Here is a 17,435-nt window from a genome sequence, read left to right on the forward strand (position 1 = left end):
AATCAGCTAATTCTTGATATTTAACTTTGTCCTGGGTAATATAGATGAATGGTAAAACGATATGTACATGCAGATTGAACTTATTTTCATACTGGTTGGAATCCTTTTTTCTGCTTATTTCAGTTCGGCCGAGCTTTCCTTTATGGCTGCCAATCCGGTTAAAATCCGGATTTGGGCCGACAGCGGGAAGAAAAACGCCAAACGGACGATGCATTATCTGAAAAACCGTGAAGATATTTTAACCATGATTTTAGTGGGGAATAATCTTGCCAACATCCTTGCTACATCCTATGCAACTCTCTATTTTCTTACACTTGAACTTTTCTCTGAAATTCAGATTGTATTGATCGTTTCCCTCATGATTCTGATTTTCGGGGAACTGATTCCAAAAGCCATTGTCCGGGAAATTCCGAATCAGGCGGTGATCTTTTTTGCTTTGACGATCCGGTGGATCCGGATTCTGCTGTTCCCCGTGACATGGCCCGTGCAGAAAATCATTCAAGGTATTCTTTTCCTGGCTAAAAGCCATCCGGAAGAAATCAGAGCTGTGATTACCCGGGATGAATTCGGCAGAAGTATCTCCCTGAGTCACAAATCCGGTATAATTGATGAACGGGAAAAGGAATATATCAATAATGTTATTGATTTTTCTCACAGGACTGCCGGGGAAATACAAACACCCCGGCCGGATGTAGTCGGACTCCCGGTAACCGCTGATATCGAAGAAGCAAGGCCCCTTTTTATCCAGTCTGGTTTTTCAAAATTGCTCATCTGGTCCGATACCATCGATGAAATCATCGGTTTCATTGTTATTCATGACCTGCTTCAAAACCCCAAAACAATCAAGGAAATTGTCCGTCCCATCAAGGTCTATCCCGAATCCAAACCGGTCTTTGAATTGCTCAGGGAATTTCAGGAAAACAATATAAGCATCGCCGCCGTTGTGAATGAATATGGCAGCACCTCCGGAATTGTGACCATGGAAGATCTGGTGGAGGAAATTTTTGGTGAATTTGAGGATGAATACGATGAAAACCACAATACTATAAAAATGCTTTCCAATGGTGATCTCATTATGGGTGGACGGGCAAGTGTTGAAGAATTGAATAAATCATATAATCTGGGAATTCCCGACGGGGATTATGAAACCATTGCCGGTTATATTCTTGAAAATACCGACCATTTCCCCGTTAAAAATGAAAAAATGATTATCGGCAGACTGGAATTCACAATCCTCAGGGCATCGGCAAAAAGTATCGATTACCTGAAAATACATACCTTAACATGAAAATTATTCGCCTTTTAGACTGGTACCTGCTTAAACGGTTTTTTGTATTCTTTTTTGCCGCATTGCTTATTTTTTTAAGTGTATTCCTGGTGGTTGACCTGGTGGAAAATGTGGACAGTTTTATTGATAACAACATGAATCTTAGGGCTGTTTTGCTCTATTATATAAATATCTTTCCTTTTTTTATTCATATAGCCATCCCCATGTCCGCCCTGCTGGCTGTTGTTTTTAACCTGGGTAAATTGAACAAACTTAATGAACTGACGGCTATGAAAGCATCAGGAATCAGTTTGTATCGGATTGCTCTCCCATTTCTTGTTTTGGGATTTTTCTTAAGTTATGCCAGTTTCCTCTTTGAAGATTCAGTAGTGGTACCGTCTAATCAACGGCTTTATGAAATCAAGCGGGATTATATGTCTAAACGCAGATCTACAGACCGGAGGCTTCGAAACCATATTTTCCTGCAGCTGGAAAACGGAAAGGTGCTTAATATCCGAACCTATGATACGTCAACAGACCGGGGACAGCACGCCAGCCTGCAGATATTTAAACAAGGTGAACTGAAAGAACGTTTGGATGCCCGGAATATTATTTGGCATAAGGGAAACTGGCTACTGACCGGTGTTGAGAAACGTGTCATGAAAGACGGGTACATTCGTGATTATACTTATCTGGATACGGTTATTGCCGAGATTGCCCTTACCCCGCTGGAAGTATCCCAAAAAAATCTGGATCCGGAAAATATGACCTGGGATCAACTAAGGGATTTTATCGGAAAAATTCATGCTCTTGGACTCAATGATACCAAATGGCTTGTCAATTTGAATTTCAAAGGTGCCATGAATTTCACACCCTTTATTTTAATTTTATTCGGGATTCCCCTGGTTTCATATCAAAACCGAAGCCGTGGTTTGGGGCCTGGAATCGGAATAAGCCTGATGGTGATTTTTATTTATGTAACTGTGTTGAAACTTGGGCAAACCATCGGCTATACCGGCCTGATTTCACCGTTTTGGTCTGTATGGCTGCCCAATGTCATCTTCATGGTTTTGGGATCCTTGCTGTTGATTAAAGCCAGAAAATAAGAATCTTATTTAAAAATCTTTTTACTGTCTGATTGGTGGTAATAACGGTTAACAGGGACAATCTTTTTATCTTCTGTTATATTGAATACGTGCCACACCGTCCCTTTTTGAGCAGGATCCGACCGGAAAGAGCACTCCAGATTTCCGTTGGCATATACATCCACCCGTGCCTGACTTCCAGGGAGACCGGTAGAAGCAGAGGCACGACGCTGGGTAAAATTGTGAACCGCATACTGATACAGGCCATCTGCCGGAACATAGATTGTGATGGTTTCTGGCCCATATCCATTCGTGTCATCCCTGTCCAGAAAATTGCGCCCCCCAACCAGTACCTTGTGCTGCCACCAGATGTGAAAGGTATTGCCGTCGGGGGTTGGACCTGTCAGATGTGCGTCCAGATCGGCGGGGAAGGCTCCCCAGGTGAGAACAATCCTGTATTCTTTCAACTCCTCTGATAAGGGAACACGGAGTAAAGTGGGGATTTCATTCAGATCCAGAAAAAAGCTGTGTTCAACAGGAATGTAACCCTCCTTAAAGATTTTTACAGTGTAATCGCCATAATCACTGAGCTGCAGTGCCAGTTCACCCCGTGAATCCGTACTCCCGGTTGAAACCGTATTCCCCCTGAATCGAACCTCTGCCTGTACATCGGCAAGCGGATTGCCTGTTTCGGCATCCACCACACTCAGATAAAAACATTTGAGTTTGGGATACATCCTTGGAGAGGGGTAAAAAGCACCGTCATTAACGGTCCCTGCAAGGAAAATCATTCCGGGTTCTTCCGGAACTTCAACCCGGTGGGATACTTTGTTTCGATGGTCGTTAACAATGATCGCCACCTCAGCTTCCTGCAGGACAGTTAACATGGATTCATCAAAAAAATCTTCATCTGCAAAGTGATTTGCAACCCAAACCTGTGCCTGGATACCGGATGTGTTTTGAAAACTGAACTGTTGACCATCCCCGGAAAACCGCTCGGCAATGGTTATGTTATTGTCTTTTGAAGGATTCTTCAGGTGTCCGCGGATATATTCCGTCTTTCCGTCTTTCATGTACTGTATTACTGTTGTAACATCTCCTGAAAAAGCATCATACGCAACAATAATATCCATGTCAGCCGAAAAGCACAGGACCGCTGACAGGAAGAATGCAAGTACTCCTGAAAATCTCATAAACAACAATCCTTACATTTTATCTATTTGTTTAACATGGGAGAAATGACATCTTTTCTTGGAATGCGGACCAGAACGTAGACAAGTTTTTTGTTTGTGTCCATCCAGCGTTCCAGAACCTGGATGTTTCTGAGAAGATATTTGACTTTCAAAGCCTGGACTTTTTCCATCGTGTCATAGGTGTCGGATTTTGCTTCAATCATCACAGTGTGGAAATCCACAGCTAAGGTTGTCATGATGTTAAAAATGGCGTTTTCTTCCGATTTCTTCCAGGCATCAATTTTATTGTAACGGCTTGTATATTCACCGATTCCATAATAATACCTTGAATCCGTATACATGGGATATTTTTCAATCCATGAAGGCCGGGGAAGAGATTGGTAATCAATATATTCTGTGGGGAGTTTTAAATCCTCCTCCAAAGAAAAAGCTTCAATATAATCGTTTGTAATCAGGTTAATGGCAAAAAGGCTTCCCTTAACTGGGTAGAGTTTGCCTTTGATTTTTTTCAGGGCATCAGGTGAAAAATTATAGTAATAATCACTGTCCACCTGATCCAGGTCCTGATACCGGTAAAGAGTCCCGAATGCAATACAGGAATGGTAGGCACACCATGTGGTTTCTGCATCTGCAAGTGTGGAACTTCCCTCGCGGGCAAAACCCGTAACGACCTTAGGATATTCCCCGGGATATATAAACCATTCAGGATATTTCACCTGACCGCATAGAAAAACAGGCAGAACATTCAAAAACAAGATAATAAGAAAAATATTTTTGTTTCGCATGAATGATAAAGGAAATAAAAAAAGGGGTGTGTTCAGCACACCCCTTGACGTTTTAACACGTTACTCCTGGGACTCGTAGGCTTCCATTTCACCTTTTAGCTCATCGTAAGCCTGTGATGCACGAAAACGTTCGTACACTTTGGGTTTGGACTGCAATTCGTCCAGGAAAGACTGGTTGAAAGTTGCAGGATCCATGGCCATTAAGACGTAAATCGTAATAAGTCCGTCTTTGCTGACCATTCTTTCCTCTTCAGGAAAAACACCCCGAAGTGTGGTACTGGCCATGGTTTTGGAAACACTGGTGAAGGCTTCATTGATCTCTGTTTCCAAAGCTGAACCGATTTCTTCCAGGAAGCTTTTCTGCAGAACCTGGATTTTGGATTCCAGCGCCAAAGCGAGCTGTTGACGTCCGTTGTTTTGTGCTTTCTGCCGGGCAATGTCTTCACGGGAACTCTGTCCCTGCCCAACATCAGCAATACCTCCCGCTTCGCGAATGGCTTTGGCCATCTTCATCAGCTCGTTGTACGGAGAGGTGGTTGATGTGCTTTTACTGCCGCCACATCCACTTAACATGGACAATGCAACGACCGCAACCAGCATGAGAATAAGTCCTTTCTTCATAAAATCGACCTCCTGATTTACTCTCGTTTGTCTTCATTATTTAACATTTCTAACGAATATAAAGGCAAAAAGGCTTTTATTCAAGAAAATGATTTATATAAGTGATTTGCTTCACGTAAACAGGGTCCTGTGTTCTACGTAACATGTAAGATTCTTCGATTTTTGTATCCTTTTTAGGGTAAAATATTCATTATTTTAACGCGGAGGTTGAATGAAATATATTTCTGTCAAAATCTTGCTGATTCTTGCTCTAAGCGTGAACGTCCTTACGGGCGGTGTTGATGTGTTAAATCCTTATCTTTTTTGCCTGACGCCGGAAACACCGCTCATTACGGAAACACAGTTACGTGACGGACAAACAGGCATTCCTGCGATTGATACTTTGCTTGCCCGGAATCCCGGACTGACGATTCGTCCTTGGCTGCCTGCCTCAGAACCCCATGAACATGTAGGGGATATCTATCTGAACCGGATTTACCAGGTAACAGGGTTTCCCCGCAGTAAAGCGGCTGCAGAACAAAGCCTGGAGGCCCTTGCCCGGGATCCGCAAATTCTTTATTCGGAAAAAGAACCTCTGGTTAAAATCAAAAGCAGTTACGTTCCCAATGACCCTCTCTATTCCCAACAATGGTGGATCCGGCAGATTGAAGCCCAGGAAGCCTGGGGACTCTGGGATATTGCCGGAGGAACTATCCCTGGAAGCCGTGAGGTGAAGATAGCCATTGTGGATACGGGTGTGGAGTGGACCCATCCCGACCTGATTCATAACATCTGGCAAAATTTGGGGGAAGATGCAAACGGTAACGGGAAAACCATCCTGTACCTTGAGGGTCGCTGGCAGTTGGATCCCGGCGATTTGAACGGGGTGGATGATGACGGAAACGGATATAAGGATGATCTGATCGGCTGGGATCCTTCCGGTTCAACATATTCAAACGGGGACAATGATCCCATGGCCGTGTTGGATGGACCGGCACCCGTAAGCGCCCGGATGCACGGGACCCACTGTGCCGGCATTGCCGGCGCTTCTGCTGATAACAGTATCGGTATCGCCGGAACGGCTTTTCAGGTATCTATTGTTCCGGTGAAGACGATGACTGATAATAATGAAGGTGGATATCTAACTTATGGATATCAAGGAATACAGTATGCATATAAATCTGGTGCTGATATAATCAGTCTGAGTTGGGGGGATAGTACATATAGCTATTCAGCCAGATCAGTTGTTCGGGAAGCTAAAAAAGCTGGTTCCATTCTTATAGCTGCTGCAGGAAATGGGACAAATGAAGGTATAGAAAAGTACGGGAAATTCTATCCCGCTTCCTATTCCGAAGTAATATCCGTAACTGCCCTGGGACCCAACGACAAATGGGGAAAGTGGGCCAATTATCATGAAGATGTGGATATCGCGGCACCGGGTGAATCCATTTTATCCACTGTTTTCAGCTCATCAGGAACCGGAGACCTTCAGGGATATCAGTCCTGGTGGGGCACGTCCATGGCAACACCCATCGTAGCCGGATCGGTGGCACTCCTCAAGAGTTACATTCCGGGACAGACGGTCCAGTGGTATACCGATCAAATCCTCAATAATACAGATGATATTTATACCATCAATGATGATCCCGAATATGCCGGGAGATTGGGAAGTGGACGGGTGAATCCTTACAGGGCTATTGCCCAGGCGCTGAAACCCCAGCTTGTGATTCAGGATCAGGAGATGTATATCCTCAATGACGACGGTGATGGCATCCTCAATCCAGGGGAAAAAGTCCGGTTACAGCTTACCCTTTCCAATGAACCGGGCTGGCAGGATGGCAAAAATATCAGAGTCGTTTTACATTCCCCGACGCCGGAGCTTATTATAACCGATTCAGTCGCCACGTTCCCCGATCTGAATTCGGGAGAGTCAGGTACCCATACCGAAAAATTGCAATTCCACATATTGCCCGAAGCATCTACCGGCGAATCGGTTCTGGAATGCCGGGTTTATTCGGAAAATCTTAGCGGGGATAGCTTTGAAGACAGGCTGCATGTACCCGTACAGGTTTCACTTTTTCAGAAAGGCTTTCCGGTACCTCTGTCTGAAATGATTGTTTCATCGGTTTTGGTATGGGATATCAACCTTGATGGCCGGAAAGAGATTGTTGCCGGAACCTTTGCCGGGAACATCATGGCCTGGACCGCTACGGGGGACACTCTGCCGGGTTTCCCCATTTCTGCAGGTGGATTGATTCCCGTGGAAATTGCTGCCGGAGATCTGGATCAAAATGATACCCTGGAATTGGTTGCCGTTACCACAACCGGAAAAATCATCCTCTTTAATGGCTGGGGGGAAACTCTCCTGACCTATTCTGCCGGGAATTCAATTGTGGCAGCACCCTCTATCGGTCAGTCAGACAGCATGGAGGATCTTGAGGTGGTTGTGGGAACCAAAGGGGGACAGATCCTGGCACTGAAGAAGAATGGAGTGCCGGTTCAGGGATATCCCCTGGAGGTCGGCAGTGCTATTCAAAATGCCATCTCGGTTTCTGATTCACTTTCTGAATCACCGGTCCTTGCCTATTCTACCGGGAATGGCGAGCTCTATTTAACGGATGAAGAAGGAACGCCTCTTTCAGGTTGGCCGGTCCGGCTTTCTGATCAACAGGCCACAACCCCCGTTTTGATACATTATCAGGGGGAATTGATTATCGCAGCAGGATTGTCGGACGGAAGCCTTGTACTGTTTCAGGAAGATGGCTCTGTCCGGGCGACCGTCAACGGATTATCGAAAGTTATTACCGAACCGACACTCGTCAGAACTGCTGATGGCCCGGCACTGGCTTATCCCTATGATGTACGAAAAGTTGCCGTTGTGGATTTACAGGGGAATTTTCTTACAGGCTGGCCTGTTATTTTTGAACAGTTACCGTCCCGGATTGGTGCCGGTGATATTGATAACAACGGGACAGATGAAATCATTGCTGTTTCTGCGAATGGTGATGTGGCGGTCTGGAATATCAAAGGAGAAATGTTTCGCGGATATCCCATTCATACGAATGAAAATATCAATGGCGGACCGACTCTCAGTGATCTTGATGGAGATGGAGATGCCGAAATATTTGTAGCCGGAGACAAATATCTGATGGTGTGGGATGTTAAATCTGTTTCGGCGGATGCAGCCTGTCTGGCTATAGGCGGACTCAGGGGCGGAGGCCCGGGGCGGACACACCGTTATGATTATACTCTTACCGGTGTTCATGAGTCCCTTATCCCGCGGGAGTTTCAAATTACCGGAATATATCCCAACCCTTTTAATCCCCAAACGACGGTCTCATGGATTCAACCCCGGGCGGGGAATGCGAATCTTGTCGTTTATGACCTCACCGGCAGAGAAGTTGTTAAACAAACCTTATATGGTGTAGCAGGATATAATACTTATTCCTTATCGGGGAAAGACTGGAGCTCCGGTCTTTACATTTTACACCTCTCCAGCGGCTCTTATTCAGATGTTGAACGGTTGGTTTTTCTAAAATAACTCATTACGTTAAAAATCAGATTCTTTTCAAGACATCAAACGATATCATAAATAAAAAACTGATAAAAAACCATCCGCCTGAACACAGTTTGATGAACCTGAAAATATTCAGAGGAAGATATCCCAAATGTGTTGAGAATGATGAGTGATGAGTTTTGAGTTGAAGGCGACCGATGTGTTGATTAAATGTCTGACAAATTATTCCCCGTCCAGTTCCAGTTCTACCAGCTTGGAATGAACCCCTGTGATAACCTCGACTTTGCGGGCAAGTTCATGATTCTGCTCATCCGAACCGCAGAGTTCAAGCATTAATAAACCTTTTTCACTGCAATTTTCCAATACACCGTCGTGGATTCCCAGCCGGGTTTTGATGATACATCCCCAGGCTGTTAAAACTTTTTGAAGATTCACGGCTGCTTCCTTGCGTTTTCCGATAAGAACCAGTAAAACAACTTTTTTCATGTTGAATCCTCCTTTTTCATGCTAATATACTTTTCATGAAAAAATACATGTTTAGACTCTGAATGACACGAAAAAACCCTTCATTACCCTGTTGATATAATGTCCCTTTGTTCGTAAAATAGCACCGTGAAACCGGATATTTCAAAACCAGCGCAGTTACCTTCATTCTATTTGAATCAGAGGATTTATAATTTATGATGAAACTTCGCCGACAGGCACGGGAATTGTCTTTGCAGGTACTCTATGCGCTCGAGATGAGCCGGGAACCCGTAGATCAGGTTATAATAGATGTTTTGTTGTTAAATGAAAATCCTGAATACGACGAAACCTTTTTAAGAGATCTGGTGAAACAGACATTTGCCAATAAAGAATCCATTGATGAAAGAATACGGAACAGATCCCGCAACTGGGATTTCAACCGGATAGCGCTCATTGATAAAATTATTTTGCGCCAGGCGATTGCGGAACTAATCTATTGCGAGGATATTCCTCCCCGCGTGACCATATCCGAAGCGATCGAACTGGCAAAAAAGTACTCAACCGATGACAGTCACGTTTTTATTAACGGGTTGATGGATCGGATCTACCACGATCTTATTGAAGAGGGACGGATTTTTCCCGAAGTGACTGAGATGTAGGAGTAAATATGTTTTTTGATCTGATAAAAAAAATCTTTGGAACAAGTTCTGAACGGTATATCAAACGGATAACTCCGTATATCAGCCAGATAAATGTAAAATTTGAAGAGCTGGAAAGTGCCAGTGATGACGATCTCAGGGATCGGATCCGGGAGATGATCGATTACATTGAATCGAAGCGCCAGGAAGCCCGTGAAAAAGCAGAATCGCAGGGATTTGACGGTGAACGGACCGACAATTTTATTTTTGAAGCGGAACAGTCAGCACTGAATGAACTTATGGTGGAAGCTTTTGCTATAGTCAAGCAGGCATGTAAACGGCTCCTGGGAAAGGAAATCCGGGTCAGTGGGCAAACCATGGTGTGGGATATGGTTCCCTTTGATGTCCAGCTTCTGGGGGCTATCGTACTCCATCAGGGTGCCATTTCCGAAATGAAAACCGGAGAAGGAAAAACTCTGGTGGCAACGATGCCGGTCTTTCTGAATGCTCTGACGAAACGCGGTGTTCATGTAGTGACGGTGAATGATTATCTGGCGGAAAGAGATGCAGAATGGATGGGGGCGGTCTACCGGTTTTTAGGACTTTCCGTGGGGAAAATTTTAAATAGCATGCCTCCGGATGTGAGAAAACAGGAATATGCCAAAGACATTGTTTACGGGACCAACAATGAGTTTGGTTTTGATTATCTTCGGGATAATATGGCTGTCAGCATGGATAATGTGGTCCAGCGCGGACACTATTATGCCATTGTGGATGAGGTGGATAGTGTTCTCATCGATGAAGCCAGAACACCTCTGATCATTTCAGGACCCGTCCAGTCCAATACCCATGAGTCCTTCAAGAACCTCCGAAGCAGTATCGAACGCCTTGTGCGGGCACAGGAACGGTATGTCAACGGATTGCTTGATGAGCTCCGCAGGGCTGGTGATACCATGGATGATATGAAGCGGGGGACACTACTCCTCCAGTGCCATCATGGCTTGCCCAAACATCCGGGTCTGCTGAAACTCCTGGAAGAATCGGGCATGAAGAAACTTATGCACGATACCGAATCTTACTATATGCAGGAAAAGAAACTGCATGAGGTGGATGAGGATCTGTACTATACCATTGACGAAAAAAGCCATGTAATCGATATCACTGAAAAAGGCAGACAACTTTTAGCTCCGAAAGATCCTGAACAGTTTATCATTCCCGATATCGGAGAGGAATTTGCTAAAATTGACCAGCGGGATGATTTGAGTGATGCGGAAAAGCAGGAAGAAAAAGACAGAATCCAACGGCTCCACAGCCGGCGAAGTGAAACCATTCACAATCTTCATCAACTACTTCGGGCATATTCCCTTTACAGCCGGGATGTGGATTATGTGGTTAAAGATGGGAAAGTCCTCATTGTAGACGAGTTTACCGGTCGTATACTTCCGGGGCGCCGCTATAGCGACGGCCTCCATCAGGCCATCGAAGCGAAGGAAAAAGTCCGCATCGAGGGCGAAAACCAAACCCTGGCAACAATTACACTGCAAAATTACTTCAGAATGTATGACAAACTGGCGGGTATGACCGGTACGGCAGAAACTGAAGCTGCTGAATTTGGGGAAATCTACAAACTGGAAGTGGTCAGTATTCCCACTAACCGCCCTGTTATCCGTAAAGACCGGAATGATGTGATTTTCCGGACAAAACGGGAAAAATACCGGGCAATCATTGAAGAGATTATTCAGTCCCATAAAAAGGGACAACCCGTCTTGGTGGGAACAATCAGTGTTGAAGTTTCTGAAATGCTCAGCAAAATGCTTCAACGGGCAGGAATCCCCCACAATGTCCTCAACGCCAAGCAGCATCAGCGGGAAGCGGAAATCGTAGCCAGAGCCGGACATTTTGGATCAGTTACCATTGCCACCAACATGGCCGGCCGGGGGACTGATATTAAGATCACCGATGAGACACGAAAGCTGGGCGGTCTTAAAATAATCGGGACCGAACGTCATGAATCCAGACGTATCGACCTTCAGCTGAAAGGACGTTCCGGTCGACAGGGCGATCCGGGTGAATCTGTTTTCTACCTGTCACTGGAAGATGATCTTATGCGGCTTTTCGGTTCAGACCGGGTCAGCGCCATCATGGACCGCATGGGCGTGGAAGAGGGAGAAGTGATCTCCCATCCCATGATTTCCCGCTCCATTGAAAGAGCCCAGAAAAAAGTGGAAGAAAGAAACTTTGCCATTCGTAAACATCTTCTGGAATATGATGATGTAATGAATATGCAGCGGGAAGTAATCTATGATCGGAGAAATTATGCCCTTCATGGCGGAAATCTTCGGGAAGAGATTCTCACTATGCTGGAAAAATATATCCGTGAAACGGTAGATAAATATACAAGCGAAGAAGATATCCACGATTGGGACTGGGAAGGACTCCGGCAGGAAACTATCAACGTTCTTATGACTGATATTCATCCTGATGAACTGGCCCTGGATGGTAAGGAGAAAATTGAGCGGGATGATGTGGTTAGCCTGATCCATTCAAAAGCCCTGGCAACCTATGAACGGAAACAGCAGATTATTCCACCCGATATCATGGACAAACTGGAACGCTGGGCATATCTGATGACGGTGGATAATGTATGGAAAGAACACCTTTTTGAACTGGACCAGCTGAAAGAGGGAATCGGTCTGCAGGCTTATGGACAGAAAGATCCATTGATTGCATACAAATCAGAAGCCTATAAAATGTTCGAGGAAATGCTGAACCGGATAGACAGGGAATCTTTGCGCCTTATCTTCCGGACCGAGGTACGCATGGAACAGGAACCCCGTCCCGAACAATCCCGTCCGGTCAATATGATTATGAGGCATGAAGAGACGGACAATCTGGGGTATCAACAGGCAGCTGGACGCCCGAAGGCAGAACCGTCAAAAGCAGGTAAAACCCAGCCTATTCGGCGAACGGAACGCAAAATCGGTCGCAATGAACCATGTCCATGTGGCAGCGGAAAAAAATATAAACATTGTTGCGGAGCCAACTGATCCCGGCTATTTTATAAAAACTTGCTGATTCCGGGACAGATTAATTAAACTTTAAACAGACTTTCTTTATTTGGTATATATAAACACAAATATAATGTTGGCACTTTCATGCAAGACCTGTATCTTACCTCCGGCGTGGGGGGAGATATCCAAAATTATTGTGATAAATTAATATGTTAATGGTATACCACCGGATTTCTCAAAGCAGAAGCAGTCCCTTGCTTTATGATGATATAATTAAAATTTAAGACAAGTAATAAAATATTTATGATTTTGACAGAAGTTGGAAACCGGTGAATTTTATCCCGGAGCTGCTCAGCGACAATAATGGAAAATGTTAATGTCTCAAATTCAATATATCTTCCTGACGCATGAGATTAAAAGCAGACGAATCCTACTTTTTTTCTTTCATTTTGTTCAGCTTGAATTGGATGATTTCGCTCAATTTGTCAACATCAAACGGTTTTGTGATGTAATTATCTGCTCCCACTTCAAACGCATCTTCCAAATCCTGCATCTGACCCTTTGCCGATAACATGAAAATCGGAATGTCCCGTGTTTCCGGGTTTTTCTTCAGGCGCGAGCAAACCTCCAGCCCATCCATCTCAGGCATCATGATATCAAGCAGAATCAGATCCGGCTTTTCCTGAATGGCTTTTTCCAATCCTTCTTTCCCGTCGACAGCCATAATGACATCGTATCCGTCAAGGATAAGATTGTAATGAACCAGTTTACGAATGTTTTCTTCATCATCTACAACAAGAATTTTCATATGATCCTCACCGTTATGTTGTTCTGCTTTTTGTTATTATGATTCAAAAACCGGCAGGGATATCCTGAACAGGCTTCCTTGGTTTTCTTCGCTGAATATTTCAATCTTTCCTTTGTGTTTTTCGACAATCTCCTTCACAATAGACAAACCAAGACCTGTTCCCTGCATCTGTTTTCCCGGCCGGTGTATTCTGTAAAATTTCTGAAAAATTTTGTCCTGTTCCTTTTTGGGGATTCCCATACCATTGTCCTCTACTTCCAGAACAATCTGATTGTCCTTTTGTTTCAGCCGGACATCAATTATCCCTTGAATGGGTGTAAATTTAAGGGCATTACTAATCAGATTCACAATGACCTGACTCATGGCATCACGGTCACCGAGTATTTCCGGAAGATTTTCGTCTTTTTCATACGTTAGATCAATTTGCTTGTCTTCCGCCTGCGTCCTGTAAATTGTGACAGCATCCTGGATCACTTCGTCCAGATTCATGGGTTTCATTTCAAACGTAATTTTGCCGGATTCGATTTTGGATATGCTGAGGACATCTTCAATCAGACGGGCAAGACGCTTGCTTTCATTGTAAATGATTTCAATAAACTCCTTTTTTATATCCTCAGGCATCTTTTCTTTTCTGAGTATTGTATTGGAAAAGCCCATAATGGATGTGAGGGGTGTGCGAAGTTCATGAGATACGCTGGAAACAAAATCAGTTTTCATTCTGTCAATTTCCCGTTCCTTGGTGACATCCTGTAAAATAAACACTTTGCCTGCAGATTCACCATCCACATCCTCAAAGGTTGTCCCCGTTACATAGAGAATTTTGTGCTCCGGATTCGTGACAATGAGCTCAAGATTGGAAAAAGCACCGGTATCCAGAGAATCCAGTAAAACCTTTCCATGTTGTTCACAATGAATCAGCATGTCTTTCAAATAAGGCACGGGTTCCAAAGGATCCGAGAGATTCAGAAGCTCCCGTGCTTTTTCATTGTGAATGATAACCCGGTTATGGGAATCGATCACTACCACACCATTTCCGATACTGTGGAGGATAATATTCAGTCGTTCACGGCTTTGATAAATCTCTTTTTCTGCTTGTTTTCGTTCGGAAATATCCCGGGCTACGCCAATGGAAGCCATCACCTCCCCATTTTCATCATGGAGAAGCGAGGTGGACAACATTACGGGGAAGATGCTGCCATCTTTCCGCCGGTTTACAATTTCTCCCTGCCAACCGCCGCCGTTCAGGGTCCCGTTGCGGATGGATTCCAGCAAAGCACTGTCCTTCAACATCTCTTCTGACCGGATTATACTGATATGCTGTCCGATGAGTTCATCCCGTGTATAGCCGTATGTTTTGATAAAGGCATTATTTACAAAAATGATTCGGTCATCCAGATCTGTGACGGATACGGCCTCGCTGATACTTTTAATGGCATGTGCCAACATGTTGATTTCCTGCTCGGCCTGTTTCTGCTCGGAAATATCCCGAATGACAGCAAAGGTTGCAGGATTTCCTTCATATTCAATAATTGAAACTATTACTTCCACATCAATTTCTTTACCGTCTTTTTTTAGGAAGTATGTTTCGTACCGGTTGGGGACTTTTTCACCCAGTTGGCGTTTTTCAAAACGGTGCATTAATATTTTCAGTCCGCGCCTGGAATATATTTTCCGGTAGTTAATATTATGCAGTTCATCGGGCTCATATCCCAGGATTTCTGCAAAACGTTTATTGTAAAAGATAAATTGATTGTTTTGGCTGATCACAATTCCATCGTAAATGCTGTCTACCAGAAGCCTGTATTTATCTTCGGATTTCTTTATGCTTAGCTGTGCATTGTAATTTTGAATTGCTGCACCAATTATTCCGGCCATACCTTTCAATACCTCGATTTCTGCCGGAGTCCACTCCTTTTCCCCATGGCAATCATCCAGTCCGATAAATCCCCACCAGGCATTATCAACTGAAATGGGAACCAAAATCAGGGACTGTATATTCTGCCCACCCAGAATGGCCTTTTCCACTTCGTTAAAATCCCGGGCATTTTTTTTGTATATCTTATTTTGAGAGAGGAATGAATATATCTCATCTGTGTGAACAGCATAAGGCAAGTTCTGTAAAAGGTCGTTGTTTGACTGGGGCTCAACGGATTCATGGGCCCACTCATACTTCAGGGACATGCAGAGTTCATTTTGGGGATTCAGGACATTTTTAAAGATATAACATCGGTCGGCAGAGGTTGCTTCCCCGATATATTTCAGGCTCTCGTTCATGGCCTTGTCAATTTGATCATTGGCTAAAAGCCGTTCGGCTACAACACCCACTGCTTCCAAAATTTGATCGCGCCTTTTCAGAATTTCAAGGTTTCTAATTCGATCTGAAATATCCCGGAAAACCAGCATGATGAATCGCTGATTCTGAAGCGTGTACATGGAGTGGGAAATTTCCACCGGAATATGATTACCGGACCGGTTCAGGATAAATGTTTCAATCACTTGGTTTTTTTCATCCTTTTCCCGGATGACAAGCATATCCAAATCCGGCAGAATTTTTTGATAATCTGTTTTCAGCAATTCACTCCGTTTATAACCGCTGATGTTGATTGCAACTTCATTGATATCCAGAATATGCTTGTGTTCATCGATAATGATGATCCCGTCATGAGCCTTTTGAAATAGGAAGTGCAAACGGAACTCGCTGCTTTTAAGCTTTTGCTCCAGGTCAATCTTGTAAAAAAACATCTCAATGGTTGCCTGGAGTTCACGTTCTTCAAATGGCTTGATTAAATAACCGTAAGGGTTGGAAGCTTTTGCCATGTCCAGGGTGTTTTCATCTGCATAGGCCGTTAGAAAAATGATGGGGGTGCCAAATTTCCTGTGAATGATTTCAGCAGCTTCAGATCCCCGCATCTCTCCCTCAAGAACCATATCCATGAGGATTAAATCCGGCAGGGTTTCACCGGCTTTTTTTATGGCATTTTCTCCGCTGGATATCATATCGATTACTTCATATCCGAAACTCTCCAGGGTAATCCGAAGATCTTCAGCTATGATCCGTTCATCCTCAACAATCAGAATTCTTTTCTTTGTCATCGCTGTTTCCAATTATTACCGTTCAGAATTTCTTGTGTGAATCTCATTTATGGGATGATATCATTTCTTTTCTACCGGTTCTCAACCTGCAATTCCACATGGTAACCGTTTAGATTCAATATTTTTTTATACTACTAATATCTATACATTTTTTCAATTGAATAATATTTTTAAGCTCTTGCATGTGATTTGCCCCCAATCCGCCTTTTTTACAGTATATTCTGCCGGAATCCGGTCCGGAAGGTGAAAATCATCGTCCGGACGGGTTTTAAATAGAAAAGGAGAATATTGGTTCCCGGAAATGGTAATTTTTATTTGCATGGACCGCAGGATTCTTCTTATATTTTCAAGCTTTTTGAAAATTGCCTTGTGCCACCATAGCTCAGCTGGTAGAGCGGCGGTTTTGTAAACCGTTGGTCGCTGGTTCGATTCCGGCTGGTGGCTCAGACAACGAAAGGGGTCAGTGGCCGAGCGGTCAATGGCAGCAGACTGTAAATCTGCCGGCGGAAGCCTACGGTGGTTCAAATCCATCCTGGCCCACTTTGCGGGTGTAGTTCAGTGGTAGAACATCAGCCTTCCAAGCTGATTACGTGAGTTCGATTCTCATCACCCGCTCCAGATCATTGAAAGAGGACTTGGGAGGATATGTTTTCAGGCATATCCGCTTGAACCAGAAATTGTACAACACGGGAAAATTTGAAGCCTGTCACTGTCTTTTCTGGTGACAGGCTTTTTTTTGCCCACGTAGCACAGTCGGTAGTCGCGCTTCCTTGGTAAGGAAGAGGTCACCGGTTCAAGTCCGGTCGTGGGCTCAATGATATTTGAACAAATTCAGCTGAGGAGTTATCATGGCAAAGAAGAAATTTGAAAGAACGAAGCCGCATGTGAACATCGGAACGATCGGTCACGTGGATCACGGTAAGACGACGCTGACGGCCGCCATCACGTATGTTTTGGCGAAGGCGGGAGGAGC

General features: G+C 44.2%; 12 protein-coding genes and 4 tRNA genes. 10 read left to right on the top strand and 6 right to left on the bottom strand.

All coding sequences use genetic code 11. The features are described from left to right. Positions 1-67: 67 nt before the first annotated feature. Positions 68-1,288, top strand: coding sequence for an HlyC/CorC family transporter (locus J7K63_03065; protein ID MCD6234008.1), 1,221 nt, complete (start codon positions 68-70; stop codon positions 1,286-1,288). Continuing rightward, a complete protein-coding gene (locus tag J7K63_03070) occupies positions 1,285-2,373 on the top strand; it encodes an LptF/LptG family permease (GenBank protein ID MCD6234009.1) in 1,089 nt (362 codons plus the stop codon). The genes J7K63_03065 and J7K63_03070 overlap by 4 nt, the downstream gene beginning before the upstream one ends. A 5-nt stretch (positions 2,374-2,378) precedes the next feature. Here the strand turns inward: J7K63_03070 and J7K63_03075 are convergent, their stop codons facing one another. From J7K63_03075 to J7K63_03085, 3 genes are all read right to left on the bottom strand, one after another. After that, a complete protein-coding gene (locus tag J7K63_03075; protein MCD6234010.1) occupies positions 2,379-3,485 on the bottom strand; it encodes a hypothetical protein in 1,107 nt (368 codons plus the stop codon). 83 nt (positions 3,486-3,568) lie between these two features. Further along, the gene (locus J7K63_03080) at positions 3,569-4,261 is read right to left on the bottom strand and encodes a hypothetical protein (protein ID MCD6234011.1); all 693 of its coding nucleotides are present in this window, start codon (positions 4,259-4,261) and stop codon (positions 3,569-3,571) included. 129 nt (positions 4,262-4,390) lie between these two features. Continuing rightward, positions 4,391-4,951 carry a hypothetical protein gene (locus tag J7K63_03085; protein ID MCD6234012.1) on the bottom strand — a complete coding sequence of 187 codons (561 nt, stop codon included), beginning with the start codon at positions 4,949-4,951 and terminating at the stop codon, positions 4,391-4,393. Between the two features lie 211 nt (positions 4,952-5,162). Between J7K63_03085 and J7K63_03090 the strand changes: the two genes are divergently transcribed. Next, entirely contained in the window at positions 5,163-8,471 is a 3,309-nt protein-coding gene (locus J7K63_03090; GenBank protein MCD6234013.1) for a S8 family serine peptidase, read from the top strand. 198 nt (positions 8,472-8,669) lie between these two features. Here the strand turns inward: J7K63_03090 and J7K63_03095 are convergent, their stop codons facing one another. After that, complete coding sequence (locus tag J7K63_03095) at positions 8,670-8,933, bottom strand: hypothetical protein (protein ID MCD6234014.1); 264 nt, start codon at positions 8,931-8,933, stop codon at positions 8,670-8,672. 194 nt (positions 8,934-9,127) lie between these two features. On the opposite strand from J7K63_03095, the gene nusB reads away from it, so the two are divergent. Further along, positions 9,128-9,571: a transcription antitermination factor NusB gene (nusB, locus tag J7K63_03100; GenBank protein MCD6234015.1), complete on the top strand. Its 444-nt coding sequence runs from the start codon at positions 9,128-9,130 to the stop codon at positions 9,569-9,571. A gap of 8 nt (positions 9,572-9,579) precedes the next feature. After that, on the top strand, positions 9,580-12,597 hold the full coding sequence (secA, locus tag J7K63_03105) for a preprotein translocase subunit SecA (GenBank protein MCD6234016.1): 3,018 nt from the start codon (positions 9,580-9,582) through the stop codon (positions 12,595-12,597). 394 nt (positions 12,598-12,991) lie between these two features. On the opposite strand, the gene J7K63_03110 is transcribed toward secA, so the two are convergent. Together J7K63_03110 and J7K63_03115 are read right to left on the bottom strand one after the other, a co-directional pair. Next, positions 12,992-13,369, bottom strand: coding sequence for a response regulator (locus tag J7K63_03110; protein ID MCD6234017.1), 378 nt, complete (start codon positions 13,367-13,369; stop codon positions 12,992-12,994). Between the two features lie 36 nt (positions 13,370-13,405). Further along, the gene (locus tag J7K63_03115) at positions 13,406-16,462 is read right to left on the bottom strand and encodes a PAS domain S-box protein (protein ID MCD6234018.1); all 3,057 of its coding nucleotides are present in this window, start codon (positions 16,460-16,462) and stop codon (positions 13,406-13,408) included. 371 nt (positions 16,463-16,833) lie between these two features. Between J7K63_03115 and J7K63_03120 the strand changes: the two genes are divergently transcribed. From J7K63_03120 to tuf, 5 genes are all read left to right on the top strand, one after another. Continuing rightward, positions 16,834-16,906: transfer RNA gene (locus J7K63_03120), tRNA-Thr, on the top strand. Positions 16,907-16,919: 13 nt separating this feature from the next. After that, a tRNA-Tyr gene (locus J7K63_03125) sits at positions 16,920-17,002 on the top strand. A gap of 4 nt (positions 17,003-17,006) precedes the next feature. Further along, positions 17,007-17,080, top strand: a tRNA-Gly gene (locus J7K63_03130). Between the two features lie 120 nt (positions 17,081-17,200). Further along, positions 17,201-17,274, top strand: a tRNA-Thr gene (locus J7K63_03135). Positions 17,275-17,310: 36 nt separating this feature from the next. Then, positions 17,311-17,435: elongation factor Tu (tuf, locus tag J7K63_03140; protein MCD6234019.1), on the top strand; the 125-nt coding region annotated here is incomplete at its 3' end.

Source organism: Candidatus Neomarinimicrobiota bacterium (genome assembly GCA_021157965.1).
Lineage (GTDB): Bacteria > Fidelibacterota > Fidelibacteria > Fidelibacterales > Fidelibacteraceae > Fidelibacter.

Excerpts from the sequence above, each read along its gene's own strand:
- J7K63_03065 (MCD6234008.1), top strand. The coding sequence starts at position 68 with ATGCAGATTGAACTTATTTTCATACTGGTTGGAATCCTTTTTTCTGCT.
- secA (MCD6234016.1), top strand. The coding sequence starts at position 9,580 with ATGTTTTTTGATCTGATAAAAAAAATCTTTGGAACAAGTTCTGAACGG.
- J7K63_03070 (MCD6234009.1), top strand. The coding sequence starts at position 1,285 with ATGAAAATTATTCGCCTTTTAGACTGGTACCTGCTTAAACGGTTTTTT.
- J7K63_03090 (MCD6234013.1), top strand. The coding sequence starts at position 5,163 with ATGAAATATATTTCTGTCAAAATCTTGCTGATTCTTGCTCTAAGCGTG.
- J7K63_03110 (MCD6234017.1), bottom strand. The coding sequence starts at position 13,369 with ATGAAAATTCTTGTTGTAGATGATGAAGAAAACATTCGTAAACTGGTT.
- J7K63_03085 (MCD6234012.1), bottom strand. The coding sequence starts at position 4,951 with ATGAAGAAAGGACTTATTCTCATGCTGGTTGCGGTCGTTGCATTGTCC.
- J7K63_03095 (MCD6234014.1), bottom strand. The coding sequence starts at position 8,933 with ATGAAAAAAGTTGTTTTACTGGTTCTTATCGGAAAACGCAAGGAAGCA.
- J7K63_03115 (MCD6234018.1), bottom strand. The coding sequence starts at position 16,462 with ATGACAAAGAAAAGAATTCTGATTGTTGAGGATGAACGGATCATAGCT.
- J7K63_03075 (MCD6234010.1), bottom strand. The coding sequence starts at position 3,485 with ATGGATATTATTGTTGCGTATGATGCTTTTTCAGGAGATGTTACAACA.
- nusB (MCD6234015.1), top strand. The coding sequence starts at position 9,128 with ATGATGAAACTTCGCCGACAGGCACGGGAATTGTCTTTGCAGGTACTC.